25 protein-coding genes are annotated in these 23,604 nt (G+C 56.9%); 17 read left to right on the top strand and 8 right to left on the bottom strand.

The genetic code is table 11. The annotated features are described in order from the left end of the window. Positions 1–6 precede the first annotated feature (6 nt). Positions 7–1,281: an FAD-dependent oxidoreductase gene (locus tag ACYVJT_RS06190; protein ID WP_343956038.1), complete on the bottom strand. Its 1,275-nt coding sequence runs from the start codon at positions 1,279–1,281 to the stop codon at positions 7–9. Positions 1,282–1,652: 371 nt separating this feature from the next. Here ACYVJT_RS06190 and ACYVJT_RS06185 point away from each other — a divergent pair, with 371 nt between their 5' ends. From ACYVJT_RS06185 to ACYVJT_RS06175, 3 genes are all read left to right on the top strand, one after another. Then, positions 1,653–2,222, top strand: coding sequence for a hypothetical protein (locus ACYVJT_RS06185; RefSeq protein WP_343956000.1), 570 nt, complete (start codon positions 1,653–1,655; stop codon positions 2,220–2,222). A 35-nt stretch (positions 2,223–2,257) separates the two neighbouring features. Further along, a complete protein-coding gene (locus ACYVJT_RS06180; RefSeq protein ID WP_343955999.1) occupies positions 2,258–3,466 on the top strand; it encodes a thermonuclease family protein in 1,209 nt (402 codons plus the stop codon). A gap of 98 nt (positions 3,467–3,564) precedes the next feature. Then, the gene (locus ACYVJT_RS06175) at positions 3,565–4,788 is read left to right on the top strand and encodes an amidohydrolase (RefSeq protein WP_343955998.1); all 1,224 of its coding nucleotides are present in this window, start codon (positions 3,565–3,567) and stop codon (positions 4,786–4,788) included. A 7-nt stretch (positions 4,789–4,795) separates the two neighbouring features. Here the strand turns inward: ACYVJT_RS06175 and ACYVJT_RS06170 are convergent, their stop codons facing one another. Then, positions 4,796–5,167 carry an iron chaperone gene (locus ACYVJT_RS06170; RefSeq protein ID WP_343955997.1) on the bottom strand — a complete coding sequence of 124 codons (372 nt, stop codon included), beginning with the start codon at positions 5,165–5,167 and terminating at the stop codon, positions 4,796–4,798. Positions 5,168–5,301: 134 nt separating this feature from the next. Here ACYVJT_RS06170 and ACYVJT_RS06165 point away from each other — a divergent pair, with 134 nt between their 5' ends. Continuing rightward, on the top strand, positions 5,302–6,294 hold the full coding sequence (locus ACYVJT_RS06165; RefSeq protein ID WP_343955996.1) for an ABC transporter substrate-binding protein: 993 nt from the start codon (positions 5,302–5,304) through the stop codon (positions 6,292–6,294). Between the two features lie 21 nt (positions 6,295–6,315). Here the strand turns inward: ACYVJT_RS06165 and ACYVJT_RS06160 are convergent, their stop codons facing one another. Continuing rightward, a complete protein-coding gene (locus tag ACYVJT_RS06160; protein WP_343955995.1) occupies positions 6,316–6,882 on the bottom strand; it encodes a TetR/AcrR family transcriptional regulator in 567 nt (188 codons plus the stop codon). 72 nt (positions 6,883–6,954) lie between these two features. On the opposite strand from ACYVJT_RS06160, the gene ACYVJT_RS06155 reads away from it, so the two are divergent. Both ACYVJT_RS06155 and ACYVJT_RS06150 read left to right on the top strand, forming a co-directional pair. Next, positions 6,955–7,467, top strand: a complete 513-nt coding sequence (locus tag ACYVJT_RS06155; RefSeq protein ID WP_343955994.1) for a DoxX family protein — start codon at positions 6,955–6,957, stop codon at positions 7,465–7,467. 235 nt (positions 7,468–7,702) lie between these two features. After that, positions 7,703–8,122 carry an SseB family protein gene (locus ACYVJT_RS06150; RefSeq protein WP_343955993.1) on the top strand — a complete coding sequence of 140 codons (420 nt, stop codon included), beginning with the start codon at positions 7,703–7,705 and terminating at the stop codon, positions 8,120–8,122. Between the two features lie 81 nt (positions 8,123–8,203). On the opposite strand, the gene ACYVJT_RS06145 is transcribed toward ACYVJT_RS06150, so the two are convergent. Continuing rightward, on the bottom strand, positions 8,204–8,974 hold the full coding sequence (locus ACYVJT_RS06145; protein ID WP_343955992.1) for a SurA N-terminal domain-containing protein: 771 nt from the start codon (positions 8,972–8,974) through the stop codon (positions 8,204–8,206). Between the two features lie 228 nt (positions 8,975–9,202). Here ACYVJT_RS06145 and ACYVJT_RS06140 point away from each other — a divergent pair, with 228 nt between their 5' ends. Genes ACYVJT_RS06140 through ACYVJT_RS06115 form a run of 6 tightly spaced genes read left to right on the top strand, consistent with a single transcriptional unit; the run spans position 9,203 to position 14,311 of the window. Then, entirely contained in the window at positions 9,203–9,913 is a 711-nt protein-coding gene (locus ACYVJT_RS06140) for an HAD family hydrolase (protein ID WP_343955991.1), read from the top strand. Then, entirely contained in the window at positions 9,906–10,919 is a 1,014-nt protein-coding gene (gene phnD / locus ACYVJT_RS06135; protein WP_343955990.1) for a phosphate/phosphite/phosphonate ABC transporter substrate-binding protein, read from the top strand. Before ACYVJT_RS06140 ends, phnD begins: the two co-directional genes overlap by 8 nt. A gap of 24 nt (positions 10,920–10,943) precedes the next feature. Beyond that, positions 10,944–11,771 (top strand): phosphonate ABC transporter ATP-binding protein, encoded by an 828-nt coding sequence (gene phnC, locus ACYVJT_RS06130; protein ID WP_343955989.1) that lies wholly within the window; start codon positions 10,944–10,946, stop codon positions 11,769–11,771. Further along, on the top strand, positions 11,768–12,601 hold the full coding sequence (phnE, locus tag ACYVJT_RS06125; RefSeq protein ID WP_343955988.1) for a phosphonate ABC transporter, permease protein PhnE: 834 nt from the start codon (positions 11,768–11,770) through the stop codon (positions 12,599–12,601). The genes phnC and phnE (ACYVJT_RS06125) overlap by 4 nt, the downstream gene beginning before the upstream one ends. Further along, on the top strand, positions 12,601–13,464 hold the full coding sequence (phnE, locus tag ACYVJT_RS06120; protein ID WP_343955987.1) for a phosphonate ABC transporter, permease protein PhnE: 864 nt from the start codon (positions 12,601–12,603) through the stop codon (positions 13,462–13,464). Before phnE (ACYVJT_RS06125) ends, phnE (ACYVJT_RS06120) begins: the two co-directional genes overlap by 1 nt. Then, positions 13,442–14,311 (top strand): MurR/RpiR family transcriptional regulator, encoded by an 870-nt coding sequence (locus ACYVJT_RS06115; RefSeq protein WP_343955986.1) that lies wholly within the window; start codon positions 13,442–13,444, stop codon positions 14,309–14,311. Before phnE (ACYVJT_RS06120) ends, ACYVJT_RS06115 begins: the two co-directional genes overlap by 23 nt. Before the next feature lie 14 nt (positions 14,312–14,325). Here ACYVJT_RS06115 and ACYVJT_RS06110 read toward each other — a convergent pair whose 3' ends face one another. The 3 genes from ACYVJT_RS06110 to ACYVJT_RS06100 are packed head-to-tail and all read right to left on the bottom strand — an operon-like array spanning position 14,326 to position 15,397. Further along, the gene (locus tag ACYVJT_RS06110; protein WP_499418220.1) at positions 14,326–14,670 is read right to left on the bottom strand and encodes a PIG-L deacetylase family protein; all 345 of its coding nucleotides are present in this window, start codon (positions 14,668–14,670) and stop codon (positions 14,326–14,328) included. Continuing rightward, complete coding sequence (locus ACYVJT_RS06105) at positions 14,642–15,058, bottom strand: PIG-L deacetylase family protein (RefSeq protein ID WP_499418218.1); 417 nt, start codon at positions 15,056–15,058, stop codon at positions 14,642–14,644. Before ACYVJT_RS06105 ends, ACYVJT_RS06110 begins: the two co-directional genes overlap by 29 nt. An 18-nt stretch (positions 15,059–15,076) precedes the next feature. Beyond that, positions 15,077–15,397, bottom strand: a complete 321-nt coding sequence (locus ACYVJT_RS06100; protein WP_343955984.1) for a putative quinol monooxygenase — start codon at positions 15,395–15,397, stop codon at positions 15,077–15,079. Between the two features lie 1,028 nt (positions 15,398–16,425). Between ACYVJT_RS06100 and glnT the strand changes: the two genes are divergently transcribed. From glnT to ACYVJT_RS06075, 5 genes are all read left to right on the top strand, one after another. Beyond that, positions 16,426–17,820 (top strand): type III glutamate--ammonia ligase, encoded by a 1,395-nt coding sequence (glnT, locus tag ACYVJT_RS06095; RefSeq protein ID WP_343955983.1) that lies wholly within the window; start codon positions 16,426–16,428, stop codon positions 17,818–17,820. A gap of 39 nt (positions 17,821–17,859) precedes the next feature. Beyond that, positions 17,860–18,975, top strand: coding sequence for an ammonium transporter family protein (locus ACYVJT_RS06090; RefSeq protein WP_343955982.1), 1,116 nt, complete (start codon positions 17,860–17,862; stop codon positions 18,973–18,975). Between the two features lie 67 nt (positions 18,976–19,042). Beyond that, positions 19,043–19,936 carry a class II glutamine amidotransferase domain-containing protein gene (locus tag ACYVJT_RS06085; RefSeq protein ID WP_343955981.1) on the top strand — a complete coding sequence of 298 codons (894 nt, stop codon included), beginning with the start codon at positions 19,043–19,045 and terminating at the stop codon, positions 19,934–19,936. Beyond that, positions 19,924–20,622, top strand: a complete 699-nt coding sequence (locus ACYVJT_RS06080; RefSeq protein ID WP_343955980.1) for a glutamate synthase — start codon at positions 19,924–19,926, stop codon at positions 20,620–20,622. Before ACYVJT_RS06085 ends, ACYVJT_RS06080 begins: the two co-directional genes overlap by 13 nt. Further along, positions 20,623–21,951 (top strand): FMN-binding glutamate synthase family protein, encoded by a 1,329-nt coding sequence (locus ACYVJT_RS06075; RefSeq protein ID WP_343955979.1) that lies wholly within the window; start codon positions 20,623–20,625, stop codon positions 21,949–21,951. 107 nt (positions 21,952–22,058) lie between these two features. On the opposite strand, the gene ACYVJT_RS06070 is transcribed toward ACYVJT_RS06075, so the two are convergent. Beyond that, a complete protein-coding gene (locus ACYVJT_RS06070; RefSeq protein ID WP_343955978.1) occupies positions 22,059–23,510 on the bottom strand; it encodes a protein adenylyltransferase SelO in 1,452 nt (483 codons plus the stop codon). Between the last annotated feature and the right edge of the window lie 94 nt (positions 23,511–23,604).

Genomic DNA, 23,604 nt, shown 5'->3' with positions numbered 1-23,604 from the left:
TTCGGGTTAGTGGCCAACCGCGGCGGCGCCCTTTTCGCCGACCAACCGGCCGGACGAGAAGCGGTCGAGACCGAAGCCTTTGATGATCTCTGGACGTTTTTGCGTGGCAATGTTTTCTGCCATGGCTTCACCGGCAACTGGACCGGCTTTGAAACCGTAGGTTCCCCAGCCGACATCAACGTAGAAGCCGTCAACCTCGGTTTCGCCCATAATGGGGGAGTAGTCGGGCGTCATATCGCATAGGCCTCCCCAGTGGCGCAGTAGGCGCATCTTCGACAGGGACGGCATCAAGCTCAGCACGTTGGTTGCGAGTCCTTCGACGAATTCCAAGGTGCCGCGCATCGAATATGAGGTGAACGGGTCGACGCTGGCGCCGAATACTAGTTCGCCGCGGTCGGTTTGGCTGACATAGACGTGCAATGTGCCGGAGACGACCACGGTGCCTAAGAATGGTTTGACCGGTTCGGTCACTGCGGCCTGCAGTGGGGAGGTGGTCACCGGCATACGGATGCCAGCCATATCGGAGATCAGCGAGGACCAACCGGCCGTAGCGTTCAGCGCCGTTTCGGTCGCGATATTGCCCTGTGAGGTTTTCACACCGGTGACTTTGCCGCCTTCGACATCGATACCGGTCACTTCGGTGTGCTGAATAATATGGACGCCCATCTCGTGTGCGGCGCGAGCATAACCCCAGACCACCGCATCGTGACGGATCGTACCGCCGGGTGGGTGGTACAGCGCCCCGAGCACCGGATACCGGGTGCTTTTCGACGTATCGATATACGGCACGAGTTCTTTGACCGCGTCGGCATCGATGACTTCCGAATTCACGCCCTGCACCTTGTTGACCTCGGCGCGCCAGCGCATCGTCCGCATGCCGCCGTCATCGTGCGCCAATGATAGGTGACCCATTTGAGCGAACATCAGGTTGAAATTCAATTCGCCTGAGAGCTCTTCGTAGAGTTTCAAGGAGCGATCGTAGAACTTCACGCCATCCGGGGTGAGATAGTTCGACCGCAGGATCGACGTATTACGGCCCGAACCGCCACCTCCGATGTAGCCCTTGTCGATCACCGCGATGTTCGTGATGCCATGGTTCTTGGCCAAATAGTATGCGGTGGCGAGCCCGTGGAGGCCACCACCGATGATCACCACATCGTAGCTACTCTTCATATCAGGCTGAGACCAAACCTCTGGCCAGCCTTCCTGGGACAACCCCTTGGAGAAGAGTTGGAACGCGGAATAGCGCGAACGTTGTTTGCCGGGCGTTGGATTATTCATCACGCGTATCAAGTCCTTTGTATACGAGAATGCTCGTACATATCGACGGTGTCGTATCGGGTATTTTGGACATCCCTGGTGACTGCGGAAAAGCCAGGTGAATGTCGCGCTAGCCAATCTTGAGTTGTGACCTTCACTACAGCTGACCCTAGGTTGCCACCGCGCGATATTCCTAGTCAAGGCTAGGGTCGCGTCAGGTGAGTTGCCTTTTATTAACCGTGATATAAGCTGCATTGCAGCATGCTTCGAGGTCAGAGCGGTCTCACGTTTGGGCGCGCGCTGCTCCCGAGCAACGGATCGTTTTAGAATAGGAAATGATGGGTTTGAAACCGGGAATGCTCGAGGCTCTTATCCGTGTACGGAGCACCATAATGCTGCTCCCCACCGCTCGAGTTTCAAGAACCTTCCCCATGCTGTTGATGGCCAGTGCGCTGGCTCTGAGCTTCACGAGTTGCGCTGCGAACACCGACGAGAGGGAATACTTGGATGCCCAGCAAGCTGAAGCTCGCAGTCTTGAACTGCTCGAAGAGCTTTCCGCCCAGGTGCCGACGGATGCAGTCGATACCAATGACCCGCTACCAGGACCGGGCGACGAGTCGCACAGTCCGAAGATCTGCGAAGGCGTAGACGGTGGAAATGCTGGGACACCAATGTACTATCCGGGTGAAATATCCATCCGCCTGATCGAAGATGCCGACGCTTCAGCCGTAGCCGAGAACATGATTGAGCAGTTGCAGGCCGATCACGCTTGGCGGACAAGCCAGAACCTGGCCGTGACCGAAGAAGATGACAACGCTCAGCGGGGACTGGTCACGGATGATGGCTATATGATTGCGATTCGGGCCCACGAGCACACCGACGGTCATGATGCACTCAATATTGCGGTGTGGAGCCCCTGCTACTCTGCCGATGACGGGCAGGGCGCCGATATTGGCGACTGAATTTTTCTGTTGTGAACACATGAAGAGAGGGCCGCGTGAGGGTCACTAAAAAAGTGGTGTTATGGACCGCTGGCATTTTGCTGGTTCCGGCGCTGGCGATCATCGGATGGTCGTATGCAGCGTTGAGCGATGACGGTCGTGACACCGCATCGGTCCTCCGAGTAATCGATGGAGACACTATAGACGTGGACTTGGACGGCGAGAAAACGCGGGTGCGATTGCTGAATATAGATACTCCGGAAACAAAACATCCCGATGAAGCCGTGCAATGTCTTGGGCCAGAGGCAAGCGATTTTCTAGAAGAACTTTTACCGACTGGTACTGAAGTGCAATTGGAGTATGACGTTGAGCGTGAAGACCATTATGGGCGGACACTTGCCGGAGTATTTCACGAGGATTCTTTGGTCAATTCGCAGATAGCCACGCAGGGACTGGGCGTGGCCGTGGTGTACGAACCAAACCGGAAATTCTATGACCAGGTCAAAGCTGCTGAACACAATGCAAGAAATCATCAGGCTGGCCTCTTCGACCCAGAAGTCGATTGTGCTTTGCCACAACAGTTGACGAACTTGCAAGACAATATTGACCAGGCTCCAGAGGACCTGCCGTCGGATGTAGCCGGTGTTGAAGAATCGCTTGAGACGTTAGCCCCTCTGCAAGCTCAGGTCGATGAGTACCTTTCCCTCCTTGCCGAGCTCAGTGACAATGATGGACCGCGTTTTTTAGCCTTGGTATACGCAGATCGTCTCGACGATTTTGAGAACCAGTTAGCTTCTCACCAATCGGCTCTCCAGGAGCGAGAAACAGCGCTGACGGAGCACAAAACGGAACTCGAGGCCGAGGCGGAACGTAAGCGCGAGGAAGAAGAACGGCAACGAGCCGAAGAGGAACGGCAGGAAGCCGCAGCGGAGGCGGAGCGTCAACGGCAGCAAGAAGCTGCAGAAGAGCAACAACAGCAGCAGGAAGCCGAGCGGCAGCGTCGTCAACAAGTTGAACCCGACCGAGGCCAAACACCAGACGTGCAAGAGCAACGAAGTGAAACCTCTGGTTCCTCCGGCTCGTCGGGTTCCACGAGCGGGTCATCCAGCAATTCTCGATCATCAAACGATTCGTCAGGTGGTTCAGGTTCCTCAGGAACGTCTGGCAGTGGGGCGCCGTCCGGGTATGGCACTGACGCGGATTATCCTGGCTATACAGGGCCCCGTTGCTACGCGCCAGGTGGACAGTACTGGCGGCCGTGTTAACGTCGATGGCTCAGCAGAGCTGTTCATCAACCATTCCAAATTATGTCTGAGTCAATACGATAGAAGCGTCAGGCTGATCGCCATCACGAGAGGTACCGATGACTGCTGCATTGCCCGAACTTGAGCCACAACTGATCGAATCCATGCACCAGCTCTATCGTGAACTGCATGCAGCACCCGAGTTGTCGATGCAGGAGCACGCCACCGCACATCGCCTGGAGGCATTCCTGGACGAACTCGACATCGAACACTTCCGTTGTGGTGGTACTGGTGTCGTGGGGATCTTGCGCAATGGTGACGGACCGACCGTGGCCTTCCGGGCCGATACTGACGGCCTCCCGGTTGCGGAAGACACCGGCCTCGAGTACGCTTCGACGGCTCGCGGACAACTCGACGACGGTACCGAGGTTCCGCTGATGCATGCTTGCGGGCACGATACTCACATGGCAACAGCCATGACCGCGATCCGCGTGCTGGTTGCCAACCCTGATGCCTGGGCAGGCACCCTGGTGATCATCTTTCAACCCGGAGAAGAAACTGCGGCCGGTGCCCAGGCCATGATTGAAGACGGGCTCTGGGAGAAGGCCCCGAAACCAGAGGTGGTCTACGGTCAACACGTCATGCCGAACCTGACCGGCACGATCAATTATTCGATCGGTGATGCAATGTCCATGGCGGACTCCTGGAAGGTCACCCTCTATGGTCGGGGATCGCACGGTTCACAGCCACAAGACTCGACGGACCCTATTGTCTTGGGTGCGCACATCATTACCCGCATTCAAGGCGTCGTGTCTCGAGAGATTGATCCGCGGGATGCCGCAGTGGTGACCGTGGGAACCTTTCACGCCGGTTTGAAAGAAAACATCATCCCGGCCACCGCAGAATTCACCCTCAACGTGCGCAATCTGGATGCCAGTACCCGGCAGGTTGTGTTGGCAGCATTGCGGCGCATTATTCAAGGCGAGGCCATGACTTCTGGAGCGCCCGAACCAAAGATCGAGGAACTTTCGACCTTTCCCCGGAACTACAATGACCCAACCGAAACCACCGCAGCCATGAGCGCGTTGAAGAACGAACTGGGTGAGAAAGCGGTCATCGAAACCGAGCCCCTCATGGGCTCTGAAGATTTTGGTGCGCTCGCTGCAGCCATCGAGGTACCAAGCGTCTTCTGGATGTACGGCGGGCATCCCCAAAAGCGCTTGGATGCCGGTCGAGTGCCAGTCAACCACTCGCCGTTCTTTGCTCCGGTAATGGAGCCGACACTGTCGACCGGGCTGCGCGCAGCACTTGCCGTCCTGCTGTCGAAATTAGGGCGATCGTAACTGGAAATTACTGGGCCCAGAACGTCGTAGAACCCCTCTTGAACTCCATGCAACGGGTAATGATGTCTCTGAGTAGGTCGTAGTTCACGTCTTGATTCCAACGAATCTGGAACTTCATTTTCGTGTGCCCGTACCCGGTCTCTTTGATGCGGCCGAGGTATTCGGACAAGACCTGTATTTCTGGAGCCACGGTGAAGTAGTTTTTGGCTGCACTGAACGCGATGATGAACGTACCGTTATGCGTCAGCATGGGCTGATTCCATTTGATCTCCAATTTCAGGTCCGGGAACTCACGCTGAGCCCACTCGATGACGTGCTGTAGTTTGGCACGATGATCTTCGTTGGGAACCGTCTCTAAAAATTCTTGCAGCGTATCCATGACACCAGCCTCCATATTGTGGTCATTTCCAATTGATGAATTGATCAATCGTTTGGAGTCGCGTAAGTTGTGTGAATATCATTACGTGATAACCAACACGATTCACACCGTATTGGGCACAGAAGAACGACTCCATGAACAACACTACGGCTCGTCGACGCCGCTTGGCACTCATCGGTTCAACCGCTGCAGCAGCAATGCTCGCACTCACCGCGTGTGGCGGAGATAACTCAGGTGATAGTGGTGCTGACGGTGAGCTGACTCCCGTCGAAGTCGGCGTTATTCCGATCGGCGATGTCGCCTCGATCTACGTTGGTCAGCAAGAGGGTATCTTTGAAGAACATGGCATCGATCTGACACTTACCCAAGCCCAAGGCGGTGTAGCGATTGTGCCAAGAGTGCAATCGGGCGATCTAGACTTCGGTTGTTCTAACGTCACCAGCTTGGTGATGGCCCGTTCCCAGGGGCTCCCGGTCCAGATTGTCGCTACCGGCCCGCAGACCACTGGTAGCCCGGATGAAGACTTTGCTGCTGTGATGGTCGACCCAGACTCAGGCATCGAGTCCATCACGGATCTCGAGGGCCAAACGCTTGCCGTCAACACCCTCAATAATATATTCGATTCCGTGATTTCCTCAGGCCTCGAAGATGAAGGTGGCGACGCCGATCAGGTTGAATTCGTCGAGATGGCTTTCCCGGATATGGTCGCCCAGTTAGAAGCCGGCAATGTCGATGCGATTTCTGCGGTTGACCCATTCGCAGTTATGGGTGATGAGGCTGGCCTTGAGCGGATTTACGGACCGTTCTCTGAGCCGGTCGAAGATCTCTCGATCGGCGGTTATTTCACGAATGAACAAATGCTTGCTGAAGACCCAGAACTCGTCGAGAACTTTACGGCTGCAATGAAAGAATCGCAGCAGTACGCAGAAGATAACCCGGATGTTGTGCGGGAAGTGATTACTGAATACACCGAATCTGACCCGGAGATCATCGAGCAAACGGCACTGCCCCGGTTCCCGCAGGAGCACCATCGCGAGTCCTTGCAGCAGATTATCGGCATTTCGGTAGACACGGGTCTGATCGACGAGCCCGTTGAGTTGGACGAACTCATTGTTGAAGGTGCCTAAAATGGGCTGTTAGGTCGTCGGCTATGAGCTGTTGCTAGCAAAACATAGGCGACGAGTAACCTGAGCTGCCAGCTCGGCTGGACTCTCAGGTAGTGGTAGAGCCTTGTTGATCCATAAGCTCGCAAGTCCATGCACAATGGAGAATGCTGCGTATGCATCAATTCGAAGTTCTGCTTCGTGGGCGGCAGACTGCTGTGTGGCAGTGGTGAGGGCGTTCGTGAGTGCATCCCATGTTGCATTGCGCGCGTCGTTGAGTCGAGAATCCGTGTCATCCAGGAGTCGTGGCTGCCACATGACCGTATAAAGGCCTGGATGTTCTAGCGCCCAACTGACGTATTCGACGCCCATGGCGTAGATATCCGATGGGTGTTTCGTGATCGCTGCCAGAAGCTGTTCGAGGCCTCGGGTAGATAGGGCAGAAAGCAGGCCTTGCCGCGTGGCGAAGTGATGTACCGGCGCTGAGTGACTCACGCCAGTTTTCCGTGCTAATGCTCGCAAGGTAATTGCTTCGGCGTTTGCTTCCTCCGCCATAAGTTCAGCTTCGTCTAATAGTGCGCAGCGCAAGTTGCCGTGGTGATAATCGCTCATGCCGTCAGCCTATCTAGACAGTGCAAAGATGTCATACTAGAATGATGTAGACGCTGTCTAGATTGGGTTGCCATGACACTCCTTCTTCCCCTTATGCTCACGTCACTGATCGTGCGCGCAGTCGGTAAACGGCTAAGCGCTCGCGGGTATAAATTTGCGGCTGCCTGGGATGACTGGCCCGCTGCGCTCGCTGCGGGTATGTCCGTGGTGTTCATCTGCACCGCTGTGACGCATTTCGTCGAACCTCAAAGGAGTGGGCTGATCGCAACGGCCCCCGGCTTGATTCCTGAACCGGGGCTCGCCGTGACCGCTACCGGGGTTATAGAGTTCGTGCTCGCGGCAGGGTTGCTCGTGCCGCGCACGAGGCGCCTATCCGCGTTGGCTGCCGTCGTGTTGTTGATTGCTCTGTTTCCCGCAAATGTTGTAGCTGCATCGGGCGTCGAACCTGCTGCGGCTCCTTCAACTGCGCTTTTACCACGAACAATTCTTCAGTTGATCTTTATCGTTTGCGTGGCCACACCGTTGTTTTCGCGAGGATTCTTTGTGAGAAGCGGTCCCTGCCATATTGGAGCTTCAGAGGCCTGACGGGTTGGCAACAAAACTCTCAAGGGTCTCATCGAGCCACGCTTCAACGGCTGCTTGGTTTTCCTGATCGACGCTGATGTGGACGAGCTCGAAGAGCTGAGGGCAGACTTTGAGCCCGCTTATGAAATCGGTCGAACGTCAATGATTTCACACGAGCCGTTGAATTGCGTAGCGTGGAGACAGTTATGCCTGTGCAACAGCAGGTCCCCGACCGGAAGTAATTTGAGGTATTGAGATGACACAGGACGCATTCCCCGAGCAGACTGACCTAGTAGAGAAGTTGATCGCCGCAACCGCGGGCGACACGAGCAATGAACAAGTTGTCGACGTCATCAATGCCTTCTTGAATTCCCAGGTGGTCTTCCCATCCGTGGATAAAGCCGGCGAAGATGGTTCCGTGAGCCCACTGATGCTGCAAGACAACGACGGCAATCCGGTGATGCCGCTCTTCACATCCCCAGAAGGCATCCCAGAAGATTTTACCGAGGCTGCCCCACACGCCAGTGTGGTTCCAGGCTCTGCGATCATCCAGTCGATTACCGATGCTGGTCTCGTGATCGATTTCGGTGCCGACCACCAGTTCGGTCTGTCGCAGGAACAAGTCGAAGCGGTTCGCAACGAGATCGTTTCACAGATGAGCGACGGGCAAGAGTAAAGACTTTTCTCGACGTTGTTGAGACATAGAAAAGGTGCCTCGGGGATTCCCTGAGGCACCTTTTCTGTGTCTGCACAATTATTAGATGTGGGTCTCGATCTCTGCGTCACGCCGGAGTTCTTCGAGGTGCGCGCTGACCACTTCGTTTTCTTTCTGCATGGTGGCCTGCTCCTCTAACTGAGGTTTCAGCTCCTCAAAATCAGGCACTTCTTGCTCTTGGCCTTCTTCGGCCTGCTCATTCATGGCTTCGATTTGTTCGACCTGTGTGTCGTACATTTCTTGGAGCTCATCATCAGATGGCTCCTCAGCATCGAGGGTGTCCACGACCTGTTGCATCTTCACTTCCTTCTGGACGTCCTCACGAACCTGTTCCTCGTCCAGACCCTGTTCCTCGAACTGGGCTACGAGGTCATCGGAAGATTCCATGCCGTTTTCTTCGGCCATGGTGGACAGGTATTCATCAACGTCTTCGTCAGAAGCGCTAAAGCCCTGCTCGTCGGCCTCAGACACCAACAGCTCACTGTTGATCATCATGTCTAACGCCTGCTCTTTGATCTGCGCTTCATCTGGCTGTTCACCGGTCATCTGCGCCTGCATTGCCAGCTGCTGATACTGTGCCTCGTAGTTTTGCGAGAACGTGTCGCCAGAGATTTCTTCGCCATTGACCTCGGCTACCACGTCCGGAATATCTTCAAGGTTTGGTTCAGGCATGCCTTCCTGACCCTGCTGACCTTGTTGTTCCGACTGTGCTGCATCATCGCCTCCGGCATTTTCTTCGCCGTCAGCACCGCATGCCGCCAGGCTGAATGCTGCCGCGACTGCCGCGATGCTCAGGAGCAACTTCTTTGGCATAGGGGATACTTCCTTTGTCGTTCGAAAATCTGAGTATGCACGACGCTAACAAAGGATGCTGAGTGCGCTGTCCAGTGTCTTGCCAGCGCGCACCCAGTGACGATGGCCTCATGCAATTGAACTTCACTGAGCGGTCACACAGCGTTCACCCGAGAAGGGGCATTGTGTTCACAGAATCCTCTTACGGTGGACGCATCGTCCAAAACGTTTACCCCGACAGGAATCTGTGTGAGACCGAGTATCATTTTTGATTTTGACGGAACCCTGGCCATCGGCCACGGTCCGGTGCTTGCGTACGCGCGGTTTGTAGCTGACGCTGCGGGCCCGCAATTTGTTGAGCGAGTCGAATCCGAACTCGCCAATTACGACGCCGGCGCCACCGAGTATCGCGATGGATACAACATCGTCGCATCGCTCGCAGAGGCCGACGGGGTAGACGACCAGACGATGGCGGCCGCCTATATTCGCAGCCGTGAAGAACTCGGCACGCGCAGCGCCCCGGTCAGGTCCATGCCCGGACTCGACGATTTTCTATCCCGCATCGGTCAACATGCACGACTCGTGCTGGCGACCAACGCCCCGCAGGAAGGCGTCGGACGGGTACTCGAAAACTGGGGCGTACAAGACAGCTTCGACGAACTACACTTCAGGGTCGGCAAACCCGCCGGGCTGAAGGCCATCGTTGAAGTCGAGCTAGCCGAGGGACCTGTCCTTGCTGTGGGGGACATCGTTGAATACGACCTTGCACCGGCATTAGCACTCGGTGCCGATACGGCGCTTGTCGGTGCCACCGCAGCGACCTCCACCGCGCAAGTCACAATGCGTGATGCTTCACTGGAAAACCTCGTATCAGCCATCCACACATGGGCTGTCCAAGCGGCAGCCCCCGCCTCTTCTGCACTTCCCACAACTTCCGAAAGGTCATCCCATCATGCGTAAATCTCCTCTTGTCACGCTCAGCACACTCGCCCTCGGTGCACTCGCACTGTCTGGCTGCGGTAGTGAGCCCGATGCCGATACCAGCGGTGCCGAGGGCGAATGGCCAGAATCCATCACCCTATCCCTAGTCCCCTCGACCGAAGGTGAAGACCTCGCCGAAGCACTCGACCCATTAACTGGGTATTTGTCGGAGAACCTTGGCATTGACGTCGAAGGAGTTGTGGCGACCGACTACGCCGCCACAGTCGAAGCACTAGGAGCCGACCAGGCCCAGGTCGCCATCACCGACGCAGGATCCCTCTACAACGCCATCGAACAGCATGATGCCGAACTCATTCTGCGCGACGTCCGCTTTGGCGCGACCTCCTACGCAGCGGTTGGCTACACCAATAACCCCGACAAATACTGCGAAGATGAACCAGTCATGGCCACCTATGATGCTGCCGGAACCGAAATGGCATACTGCAACGGCATCGAAGCAGCAGGCGAGTCTGCGACCGGCGACGGTCCGGCTGGCACCGATGCCCTGGCAAACATCGATGCGGGTACCGAGGTTGCACTACAGGCTGCAACCTCTCCTGCCGGATACCAATATCCCATCGTGGCCATGCAAGACGCTGGTGTCGATACCGATAATGACATCGTCGAGGTTCCCGTCGATGGCAACAACAATGCGGTGCTGGCCGTGCATAACGGTGACGCAGAAGTCAGCTTTGGGTACTGGGACGCCCGCGACTCGATCGTCGAAGAAGCTCCAGAAGCCGCCGAGGACGTGGTCGCATTTTCCTACACCGAGATGATTCCAAATGGTGGCGTAGCAGTCACCAACACACTGCCCGATGATCTCGTGGCCGAGTTGACGACGCTGATGGATGAGTACGCCGAATCCTCGGATGAAGCAGCCGATGTGATGTATGACCTCGTCGGACTGTCCGACTGGACGGCTGAAACCGGTGACGAAGAAATCGCACGCTACGGCGAGATCCTCGAAATGTTTGCCAACTAACCTGCGGATTGATGGAGACTGCTCATGCACACCGACACACGCACACAACACACTGATGACGGTACTTCGGCCACCTCCTGGCAGGTCGACCTCGATGCGGTCTCTGTGACCTACCCGAACGGCACACGAGCGTTGTCCGATGTGTCACTGCGGATCGAACCCGGCGAGATGGTCTCCATCATCGGCCTGTCTGGATCAGGAAAATCCACCTTGATCCGCACCATCAACGGGCTCGTGGAGGCCACCGAGGGCAAGGTCACCGTAGGTCCGCATCAGATCAATACGCTCAGCGGGCGCACACTTCGCGATGCCCGGGGCCAGATCGGCATGATCTTCCAGGGATTCAATCTGGCAGAACGTACCGATGTGTTTCATAACGTGCTGGTCGGACGGTTCGCCCACCTGCCCTGGTGGCGCACGCTGCTGGATCTCCCCACTCAACATGATCGCGATATTGTGCTGCGTTCACTCGATTCCGTGGGCATCTTGGATAAGATGTGGGCCCGTGGCGGGGCACTGTCCGGTGGGCAGAAGCAACGCGTTGCGATCGCTCGCGCACTATCGCAAGAACCAAGTTTGATGCTCGCTGACGAACCGGTCGCCAGTCTTGACCCACCGACCGCACATTCGGTCATGGGTGATCTGCTGCGCATCAACAAGGAGCAGGGGCTCACGGTGCTGGTCAACCTGCACCTGATGGACTTGGCCAAGCAGTACACCACCAGACTCATCGGGCTGCGCAACGGGCAACTCGTCTACGACGGCCCGATTCATGATGCTACCGATGCCCACTTCGAGCAGATTTACGGCCGCCCCATCCAATCGCGCGATGTACTGGGAGATGGCGTATGACCACGGTGACGCCTCCCTCCCCGACACACCAAAATGTGCGCGACCGGGTGCCACGAAAACCGCGCAACGTCGGACGCAATGTGCTGGTGGTCTTGGGGTTCGTGGTGTTTACCATTGCCACCACCGTCCCGTCGATCGGTGGTATTGACGTAGATATCGCCTCGATCGTGCAGAATTGGCGCAACGGCTACGACAAACTGTTGCAAATGCTGCAGCCAAACTTCGAGTTTCTGAGCCGCACCTGGCGGCCGATGCTCGAAACCCTACAGATGGCGCTGGTCGGTGCCGTCGCCTCGGCACTTGTCTCGATACCGCTGACGCTCTGGGCCGCCAAACCCACCAACCCGAAATCTTTGGCTCGCGGTCTCACGCGCACGATCATCAACATCATCCGCTCGGTGCCTGATCTCGTGTACGCGACCGTGTTGGTAGCGATGGTCGGGGTGGGCGCGTTGCCCGGTGTCCTGACACTGTTCCTGTTCAACATCGGCATCGTGGTCAAGCTCGTCTCCGAAGCGATCGACTCCGCCGATCACTCGTATATGGAAGCTGGTCGTGCTGCCGGAGGCACCCAGTTCCAGATCAACCGGGTGACGGCGCTACCGCAGAGCTGGCCGCTGTTTGCCAACCAGTGGCTGTACACGCTCGAGTTGAACGTCCGGATCTCTGCCATTCTCGGCATCGTCGGGGCAGGCGGCATTGGCCGGCTGCTGGACGAGCGTCGATCCTTCTACGCCTACTCCGATGTCTCCGTCGTGATTCTCCAGATTCTCGTCGTGGTGATCGCCATCGAGCTGCTGTCCAACGTGGTACGAAAGAGGCTTGTGTAATGACGCTGCTGACACCAACCTCCCGGCGCGAGGGCCAACACGTCACCACCACGCCGACGCCCCCAACGCGGCCGTCAAAATTGTGGTCCACGCTCATCGCGATCGTGGTTGCCCTTGTCATCCTGGTGGCCACCGGCACGCTCGACATCCAGTGGCGCGATCTGCCAGAAATGCCCGGTCAGATCTGGCATTACCTACAACTGATGTTCACGTCCCCGGACTGGGATCGACTGCCGCGTGCACTTTTTGAAATGTGGCGTTCTATCTCGATGGCGTGGATCGGCGCCATCCTGTGTGTGGTGGTGTCGATCCCCCTGGGGATGTTGGCCGCCGACGGTGTCGGGCCCGCTTGGTTGCGCACCACGCTGCGCGTCATCTTTGCGGTCATCCGCGCGTTTCCAGAAGTCATCATCGCCATCATCTTGCTCACCGTGACCGGGCTGACGCCATTTACCGGTGCACTCGCCCTGGCTATTTCAGGGATCGGGCAACAGAGTAAGTGGACCTACGAGACGATCGAATCGTTGCCAACCGGCTCCACCGAGGCCGTGCGTGCCGCGGGAGGCAACGTGGCCGAAGTGACCCGCTGGGCACTGTGGCCCGCCGCCGCACCATCCATTATTTCGTTTGCGCTGTATCGCTTCGAAATCAACATTCGTACCTCTGCTGTGCTCGGCCTGATCGGGGCGGGCGGCATTGGCAGTATGCTGGCCAACTATACGAATTACCGCGAATGGGAAACCGTCGGTGTGCTGCTGATCGTCGTCGTGGTCATCACGATGATTGTCGATACGATTTCTGGCGCGATTCGTCGCCGCATTATGGAAGGGAGCCGTGCTCGTGTCGTGGCAACAGACCTCTGATACCCCACCGAGCGCGCGGATGGCGTCGCTTGCTCCCTCGCTCCAGCCCAACCAGCGACGCGTCATTGAAGCCATTATGGCGGATCGAGCCGCCACCGTTGAGTACACGGCGCAAGTCCTGGCAGAACAGGTCGGGGTGGGACGCACCACCGTGATCCGCACCGCCCAGTCGCTGGGCTACGACGGGTTTCCTCAGTTGCGGGTGGCCCTCGTACAAGAACTCGCACTGGAGCAGAATGCGTCGCCGCCTGCCGATCATGCAACCTCTTCAAAGCTCGGTGAACTGCGTGCCGGGGTGACGAATTTTGGCGTCGGGCTGGCAGGTGCAACATCGGCGCTGACCGAAGAGGCACTGCGGGAGTGTATTCGCCTCTTCGACGAGGCTGACCGTGTGCTGGTCATTGCTCATGGCTTGTCGAGCCCATTGGGGCTTGACCTTGTGCAGCGGCTGAACTCCATGGGCCGGTCGGCAGAAATACAATACGACACGGTCTCTGAGCAGATTATCGCACACCAGCTGGGGCCGAAATCGGTGTGCTTCGGTTACTCAGGGTCGGGTGCAAATAAAGCGACCCTCGATGCGATGCGAGCGGCCAAGCTGGGCGGTGCAAACGTCGTGGCCATGACGTCGTTTGCGGGCTCGGCTTTGGCCGAGATTGCCGACGTGACGTTGGTGGTACCGCCCACGAGTGATTCGTTTCAGGATGAACTCATCCGTACTTCGCGGGCGACGTTGATGTTGATCACCGAACAGCTCGTGGATATCTTGATTGCGTATCGGGGTGCCAACGGGCGTGAAGCGCTGTTGACATCACTGTCGATGCTGGGGGATGCCCTGCAGGAGTAGTGTCGGCCCCTGGGTTACTGTCTTGCAAATCCCGTCGCGTACGGTACCCCGGCTGCTTTGCCCTGGGCGGCGAGCATCTCGGGGATGAAGTCCTTGGGTGCTGGATGATCCGGCAGATCTGCCAAGTACTCGCGGTGTGCACTCAGAGAAGCCACGGCTTGCTCAACGGCGTTTTGAGAAATCTCAACGTAGTGTGTGGGCTCGGTGCCGGTCAACAGCAGTGTATCGGTCTCCCAGGCGGTGAGCCCCTCATGGAACTGTTCGGTGTACAGCCACTGGTTCCCGGCATCCCGTGCGGCATCGATGGTAGCCAATCCCACGGCGCGGTGATCAGCATGATCCAGCCCCCCAGGGGACACGGACCTCTCCTGCACCGCTGATAATCACATCGGGCTGGAATGCCCGAATCACGTAGGCAATGGCCTTGCGCAGCTCGATGCCATATTCAACCTGGCCATCGGGAAAATCGAGAATCTGCAGGTGATCTACTCCGACGATGTCGCAGGCTTCGCGTTGTTCAGCAGCACGGAGCTTGCGCGCTTCAATCGGCGGGCGTTGCATACCGGCTTCGCCCGCCGTGACTAACAGGTAGCCAACCTCAATATCTTGCTCGGTCCACATCGAGACCGCCGCAGACGTGCCATATTCAGCATCGTCTGGGTGGGCGACCACTACCAGGACCCGTTGGAAAGAGCTGTTGTCGAGCGGTTTGAGGGCAGCGGTTGCGGATTCAGAATAATCGACCATGTGCCCACCCTACGGGGTTTAGCCCACTTTCATCTCGCCGAGTTCGTCCCAGTGCTCACCGTCAATGAGCATATTGCGGACCTTTGGCGTCTCTTGCAGCAGTTGCGGCAGATCTTCTTGTGCTTTGCGGAAGTGCTCTGACGTCACGTGCGCTTCAGCGGCATCGTCCTTGAATGCTTCCAGCAGGACATATTCATTGGGGTCTTCTACACTTCGTGACCAGTCGAACCAGAGGTTACCTGGTTCGGCGCGCGAGGCTTCAGTAAAGTCTCGGGTGTGCTCGGGCCACTGGTCGGCGTATTCTGGTTTGACCTTGAATTTTGCGGCGATGAATATCATCGGTTGCCTCACTCTCTAGAAAAATGTGTTGCTGGGCCGGGCCAGTTGCGAACCCGCCTTCTATCTAAGGTTCGCAGGGTGCGGGGACAGGCGCAAACACTGACTTCACATTTCTGCCTGGATTCTCAACAGTGCCGCGCGGGATTGTCCAACAAGTGCGTTTGCCGCGCGGCTCGGGCAGCGGTTCTGACAACCTATCGTTTTCGCTCTGCGAAGCCGTCGATGGGTTTGGAAGACGTCGAGTTATGTTCATGCTCGGCTGTTCCCAGCTGGCTTGTGTAGCCGGTGTGGGGCGCAACCATGCCTTATGGGTGGTTGAGGCTGAGGCGATAGAAGTGCCTGGCTGTGGTTTCGTGATGCCGCATCTTGCGCAGATCTAAGGCCACGAGTAGGTGAATCGCGAGGGTTTTGGCAAGCGTCGTTTTTCGCTATTATCGAACACGCGGCTGACGGCGGTGTAAATTTTTTGCGCGAAGTCACTTTTTCTACACCAGTTATGCCCGAACCATTCAAGCAACGTTTCCGCCAGGTATATTTCGTCGATATCTGCCATATCGCCATCACTTTTAGGGCGTGCCCGACCGGAGGTCAGTGCTCACTGGCAAATGGTGATTATGGTGGTCGAAAACCCATTACGAGATCCGCCGGATAGGGCGTCGTCGCTACCAACAGCAACTTAAGAGGCTGAGTGAATCTGCAGGTTTTTGGGGCTGTAGTGATGGAGTTTTGGCTAAACCTAGACGTGCAATCGGGTCAGCGCTATTATTGTGACGCAAGTAACACTCCAAGTCAACCATTCTTGCACCCAAAATGATCGTTCCGAGTCTCGTAACACGAAAGGTGCGTCATGTCCACAGCTAATTTGCGCTCTATGGGCGCATGATTTCGCGGTTGACACCGTCTCAAGCGGCTGGAAAAGTTACCTGTCATCACTGAGTCAACCTCAGATACTTATGTCAGAAAGAAGTTCGTTGTTCCCTATGAGCAAAGAACGACCACTGAGTCCAACATCACTGAAGGAGCAGTCCGTGGCACAACCCCAGTCTGTAGAAGATGTCAAAAAACTAATCAAAGAGCACGACATTGAATTTATCTTTGCCTCGTTCACCGAGGTGCAAGGCAAATCAAGTGCCAAACTGGTCCCTGCAAGCCAGGTCGATGCACTCTTTACCGAGGGAGTCGGGTTCGCGGGCTTTGCTGCGGGACACATTGGCCAGGGCCCACAGAGCCCGGACGTTGAGATTATTCCTGACCCGAAGACGTTCCGAATCGTCCCTTGGAAGAAGGGCCTGGCGCACGTTATTGGCAACGTGACCGTTGAAGGCGAACCATGGGAATACTGCCCACGCACCATCCTGCAGAACCAGATGGAAAAGGCGAAAGAGCAGGGCTACGTGTTCAAGCTGGGGTTCGAAGCTGAATTCATGCTCGTTGACTATGACGACGACGGCACGCTAAAGGTCGCCGACAAATACGACAACTGGGGTCGCCCTTGCTACGATGTCAAGGCTTTGACTCGTCAGTACGAACTCATGACCAGCATTTCGAAATACGTGACCGAGCTCGGCTGGGACAACTACGCAGTCGACCACGAAGACGGCAACGGCCAGTTCGAAATCAACGTCACGTTCGCGGATGCACTCGAAACAGCTGACCGTGCGATCTTCTTCCGTTACATGGTGGACTCATTGGCTGAGCAGTACGGCATGATCGCGACCTTCATGCCGAAACCATTCACCGATAACACCGGTAATGGCTTCCACTACACCATGAGCCTGTGGGATAGTGAAACTGACGAAAACCTGTTCTTGGACGAAAACGATCCACGTGGCCTGGATCTGTCAGAACTGGGCTACCAGTTCTCCGCCGGCATCCTGGATCACGCACGCGGCTACATGGCTATGGTTGCACCAACCGTCAACTCGTATAAGCGATTGAAAGCCGGTACTGAACTCATCCGTACCTGGGTGCCAGTTGCCATCACCTACGGTGGCAATAACCGTACACAGATGCTGCGTATTGCACGCCCCGGTGCTATTGAAGACCGCACGCCAGACTTCGCAGGCAGCCCATATCTCGGCTTCACTGCAGCCCTCGCAGCTGGCCTGGACGGTGTGAACCGGAAACTGGATCCGGGCGAACCAAACGACATGGACCTCTACATTGCACCGCAGAAAGAAATCCAGCGTCGCAAGATTCAGATGTTGCCGCACTCCCTGATGGAATCAGTGCACTACCTCTGTGAAGATGACGTGCTGCGCGAAGCATTCGGTGACGTACCAGTTGATGGCCCATACGGCGAACCGTCGGATGACACCGAATCATTTGTGGATTACTACGCGCGGATCAAACGCGCCGAGTACCACGAGGTCACCGATGAGGTCACCACGCACGAAATCGCCCGCTACCTGCGTTTCCCATAAATCAGATAGTCACGGACGGAAATAGGGAGAAGTGACATCATGAATACAGTTTCTCAAGTACTCACAAATGTACAGGCCTCCGTGTCGGAGATCAGCGACCAAAGTGCGGAGCTCTTTCAGTTCCATCGTGGTCAAGACGTCGTCTTTATGCTCATGCTCGTAGCATTCTTGATGATGTTTATCAGACGCTACGAGTGGGGAGTGGCATTGGCGACACTGTTGGTTTTTGCCACAGTGTTTCCGCTCTACATCTTTGCGCAACAAGTCTTCTTCGATGCTGAGATGGGCGTGGGGCTGGTCATTGGCGCGGCCTTTGCCGCGATAACCCTGGTTATCGCCATCGGGGTGTTCTTGGGTCACATCTCCACTATTTCCTACCTTATTGTCGGGATCCTATTCGTCCCGTCATACATGATCATCGAGTGGTTTCTTTTCGAAGCGCTCCAAGGCACTTTGGATGCCGGCGGTTCCATCCTGGTGCATATGTTCGCCGCATACTGGGGCTGGGGTGTCATTCTTGGTTTGCGTAATAAGGCGGTCAACGACGAGCCAGCCGACACAAGCGTGCACTCCGTGTCATTTGTCTGGTTAGCATCGATGTTGCTCATGGTCCTGTGGCCGTCATTTGTCACAGCACTGGTCGAGCCTGAATACATCATCCTAGGACTTTCGAACACCTACTTAGCTATGGTCGGTTCGATCCTGACAACCTACGTGTTGCTCTGGGCCTTGAAGCGGACTATTGATCCGTTGGTGTTCACCTACGCCATCCTGGCCGGTGGCGTCGCAATCGGTGCCAGCGTCGATCTCGTGACTACATGGCAGGCCTGGTTGATCGGTTTAGTCGCCGGTGCAGTTTCGACGCTCTCGTTCGTATTCCTTGACGAATGGCTAAGAGCAAAAACGGGAGTCTGGGACACCATGGGTGTGCATAACCTCCACGGTGTACCAGGGATTCTCGGCGGTCTGATGCCGATTGCCTTCGGGCATGCCGGAGGAACACAGGCTATTGCGGTAGTAGGCACGATTGTGATTGCCCTGGTCCTCGGGTTTATCGTCGGTCTTATCCTGAAGGTTATGCCGAAACCGACTAAGATGCTTGATGATGTCGAGGCGTTCCCCGCCGAAGAGATGCGGGCTACCGATCCTGCCTAAGGTAGACGAACTTAGAGTAGCTCTACAATTTATAACCACTTAGAACAAAACATTAGGAGGTCTATCCATGTGTGGAATCGCTGGAATCCACCTGCGTGATGAGTCACTCTATCCGCAGTTAGGTTCACTCCTGCATGAGATGGTCGAAGGAATCGTCGTACGCGGGCCAGACTCTGCTGGCGTCGCGCTTTACGGTGACCGTGAGCGTTTGCCCGAGAACTATTCATCCGTATCCATGCTGAGCGCACCGGAAGATATCGTCGAACGCGTCCGAGCCAAACTGCCCGACGCTGATGTCAGCGGCGAAGAAATGGCCGAGACGAGCTACATTCGCGCAAAGGTTGCTAGCAAAGAGCTCGTCAAAGTCATCCGCGAAGTTGCACCCGAAGCCCGCCAAATTGGCACCGGCGATGACATGGTCGTTTATAAAGGTGTTGGCCATCCGATGGATCTCGCCGAAGAATTCCGTCTCGGGGAGACCACCGGTTGGCAGGGCGTCATCCATACGCGTCTTGCAACGGAGTCCGCTGTGGATGCTGAAGGCGCACACCCATACTCCGTAGGCACCGGACTGTCCCTGGTACACAACGGATCATTCTCCAACCACTCGACCATCCGCCGCGAACTGCAGGATGCTGGCGTGGAGTTTAACTCTCAGAATGACACTGAGGTTGCTGCCCAGTACATTTCCTACCGTATGGAAGAAAAAGGCGAGGATCTAGATACCGCGATCCGCGCGCTCAGTGAGACCTTCGACGGCTTCTACACCCTGCTTGTGACCACCCAAGATGGCTTCGCCGTTGCCCGTGACGAATTCGCGTGCAAGCCTGCCATCGTTGCCGAGCACCCAAACTGGGTAGCTATGGCTTCGGAGTTCCAGGCCATGGCCCATCTGCCAGGCATTGAAGATGCAGAAATTTTCGAACCAGAGCCAGGGAAGGTCTACACATGGAATCGCTAACAGACACCACAGTAGAAGTTGACCTGAACGAAAAATCTGTTCGAGACCTCAACGCAGCACTGCACGCACCAACCGCGAAGAGCTACAAAGTCACCAACCCACGGGGTGTGCACTCGGTAGCCGTAGGCGTCAAAGACGATATCGACGTCGTGATCGACGGAGATGTAGGGTACTACTGCGCGGGCATGCACCAAAACGGCAACATCACCGTCACCGGTATGGCAGGTCCCGGCGTTGCCGAAAACATGATGTCGGGCAAGGTCCATATCAACGGTCACGCCTCCCAATCAGCAGCAGCTACCGCCCACGGCGGACTGCTCGTGGTTGACGGCAACGCGTCAACGCGTTGTGGCATCTCGCTCAAAGGTGGCGACATTGTCGTCAAAGGCAATATCGGCGGTCTCAGCGCATTCATGGCCCAGGCCGGCCGTATGGTCGTGTGTGGCGATGCCGGTGAAGCACTGGGCGACTCGATTTTTGAAGCTCGCCTGTACGTACGCGGTAGCGTCGCATCCCTCGGCGCCGACTGCATCGCCAAAGAAATGCGCGACGAACACCGGCAAGAGCTGGTACAGCTGTTGAAAGATGCGGGCATGGAAGACGAAGCCAACGATGCTGACTACGTCGACTCCTTTACCCGCTACGGCTCTGCGCGTACCCTGTACCACTTCAATTCTGGAGAGTAAATGAGAAGTCCTGAAGATCGTGGACTCCGCGAGTCCGCCATTTTTAACAAAGCGTCCATCGCTGCCATCCAGCATGCTGCCGACACGGGCGTGTACGACATCCGCGGTTGGGGCGCCAAGCGCGACGTGCCACACTTTGACGACTTGCTGTTCCTGGGGTCTGCCATCTCGCGTTACCCCATGGAAGGCTATCGCGAACGCTGTGATACCGACGTCACCATGGGTGCTGACACTGCATCACAACCCATGGAACTCGACATTCCGATTACGATTGCCGGTATGAGCTTCGGCGCGCTGTCTGCCCAGGCAAAGGAAGCCCTGGGCCGCGGCGCATCCGCCATGGGAACCTCAACAACCACCGGTGACGGCGGTATGACCGACGAAGAGCGTCATCATTCCTCCAAGCTGGTCTACCAGCTGCTGCCATCGCGCTACGGCATGAACCCAGATCACCTGCGCCAAGCAGACGCGATCGAGGTTGTTGTCAGCCAGGGTGCAAAACCAGGCGGAAGCGGTATGCTGCTGGGCCAAAAGATTTCCGAGCGTGTTGCCGAGATGCGCACCCTGCCACAGGGCATCGACCAGCGCAGCGCATGCCGTCACCCAGACTGGACCGGACCAGACGACCTGACACTGAAGATCGAAGAACTTCGCGAAATCACCGACTGGAAAGTCCCAATCCACGTCAAAGTGGCTGCCTCACGTCCCTACTACGACACGAAGCTGGCCGTTGCCGCCGGCGCTGACGTCGTCGTGGTTGACGGCATGCAGGGCGGTACCGCTGCGACCCAGGAAGTGTTCATCGAACACGTTGGCATTCCGACCCTTGCTGCCATCCGACCAGCCGTCGAAGCACTCAAGGAAATGGGCGTCCACCGCAAAGTGAAGCTCATCATCTCCGGTGGTATTCGCACCGGCGCGGACGTCGCCAAGGCTCTGGCACTGGGCGCAGATACCGTCGCCATCGGCACTGCGGCCCTCATCGCGCTGGGTGACAATGACCCACGCTGGGCCGAGGAGTACGAGCAAATCGGTTCGGCTGCCGGCTACTACGACGACTTCCACGAAGGTCGCGACCCTGCCGGAATTACCACGCAGGACCCCGAACTCTCCAAGCGCCTGGATCCGGTAGCAGCAGGTAAACGCCTCGCGAACTACCTGCAGGTGCTGACTCTGGAAGCCCAGACCATCGCGCGTGCCTGCGGGAAATCACACGTGACGCACCTCGAGCCAGAAGACCTCGTCGCACTCACCATTGAGTCGTCTGCGATGACCGGTCTGCCACTGGCCGGAACCAACTGGGTCCCGGGACAAGACGGTGGGCTGTAACTCCTGACATAGTGCAGAGAGACAGCGCCGAGAGATAGCAACGCTGATGCCGTCCGAGGGAATCACCTCGGGCGGCATCACTGCATTTGAAGACGTTTTGGTTTCGGCTAGGTGCCACAGAACGTCTGGTAATTCAACGCAAACGCCATCGAAGCTGGCTGTTCAAACCGCTCAAGGGCCGCCCTGCGCGTGTAGGGATCCGTCACGGCAGCCGCCAAGGTATTGAACGTTTCGTAGTTCCGATCGGTCACAGCATCCTCGATCGCATCCTCCACGAGATGATTGCGCGGAATATAGACCGGGTTATGCTTCGCGACCGCCTCTACATCAGGACGCATATCTAACCAACGCCGATACCAAGCTGATAACTCTAACGAGATTTCGGCGGGAATCTCACCCGACTCCGCGATCCGTGCAAGTCCTGCAAAGAACGACGTGAAATCCGTGTCCGTAGCCCGCAGCTGTTCTAATACTTCGGTGCCCAGACTGGCGCCATCCTCGACATCGGAAATACCCAGACGGCGCACAAAGCCTGTAGCCCATGCCTGGGAGTAGATCGAGCGAAAGCACACCACGGTTTCCGTTGCGGCAGTGACCGCCTCATCTTGAGTCAAGAGTTGTTCATCACCCGGCTGCATGATGACGGGTAACAGTGCCTCGGCGAAGCGAGAAAGATTCCATTCGGCGATGACCGGCTGATTCCCGTAGGCATACCGTCCCGCGAAATCGATCGACGAAAACACCGCATTGGGATCGAAAGCATCGAGAAAGGCCACCGGACCGAAGTCAATCGAATGCCCCGCGATCGTCATATTATCGGTGTTCATCACCCCGTGGATCAGGCCCGCGTGCATCCACGATGCCAACAGCTGCGCCTGACGGGCCACCACGTGCTCTAACAGGGCGAGTGCAGGGTTCTCGGCCTCAACATGCGGATAATGACGCGTCAGACTGTAATTCGTCACCCGTTGGAGCAACTCCAAGTCCTTTTTGGCGCGGACATATTCAAACGTCCCGACGCGAATGTGGGACGGGCCCGTACGGACGAGGACCGCAGCGGGCTGTTCGGCCTCCCGCAAGATGGTGTTGCCGGTGGTGATCACGGCCAGCGCGCGGGAGGTTGAAATGCCCAGCGCATACACGGCCTCGGAGATCAGATACTCGCGCAGCATAGGGCCCAGTGCCGCGTACCCGTCAGAGCCAGGACGAGAAAAAGGTGTGGGACCGCTGCCCTTCAGATGGATGTCGATCAGCTGGTCATCGACGGTCAGTTCCCCGGTGAGCACGGCACGACCATCGCCGAGTAACGGAACGTAGCCACCGAATTGGTGGCCGGCATACGCCTGGGCGAAGGGCTCGGTGGAATCGGGCAGCGTGTGGCCCAACAGAAAGTCGATGCCCTCGCCCGTGGTGAGCCATGCGGGATCGAGGCCGATCTCGATGGCGAGTTCGTGGTTGAGTAGCACCAGCTGAGGGTCGGGTGTCGGAGCAGGTGTGGCGTGCCGGACGAGCTCAGGGAACGCATCGGCATACTGTGAGGTGAGATGTGGGAGGCTCATAACCGCTCCTTAAAGTTTGGTTGCCTCACACAATAGTCACCTCAAGCGGCCGCGGATAGGGGATGAGTCACGGGTGAACACAAAACGGCCCGTG

The sequence above is a fragment of the Yaniella soli genome, from assembly GCF_054782375.1.
Note: the sequence above shows the minus strand (reverse complement) of the source record. Positions and strands in the feature narration are given on the sequence as shown.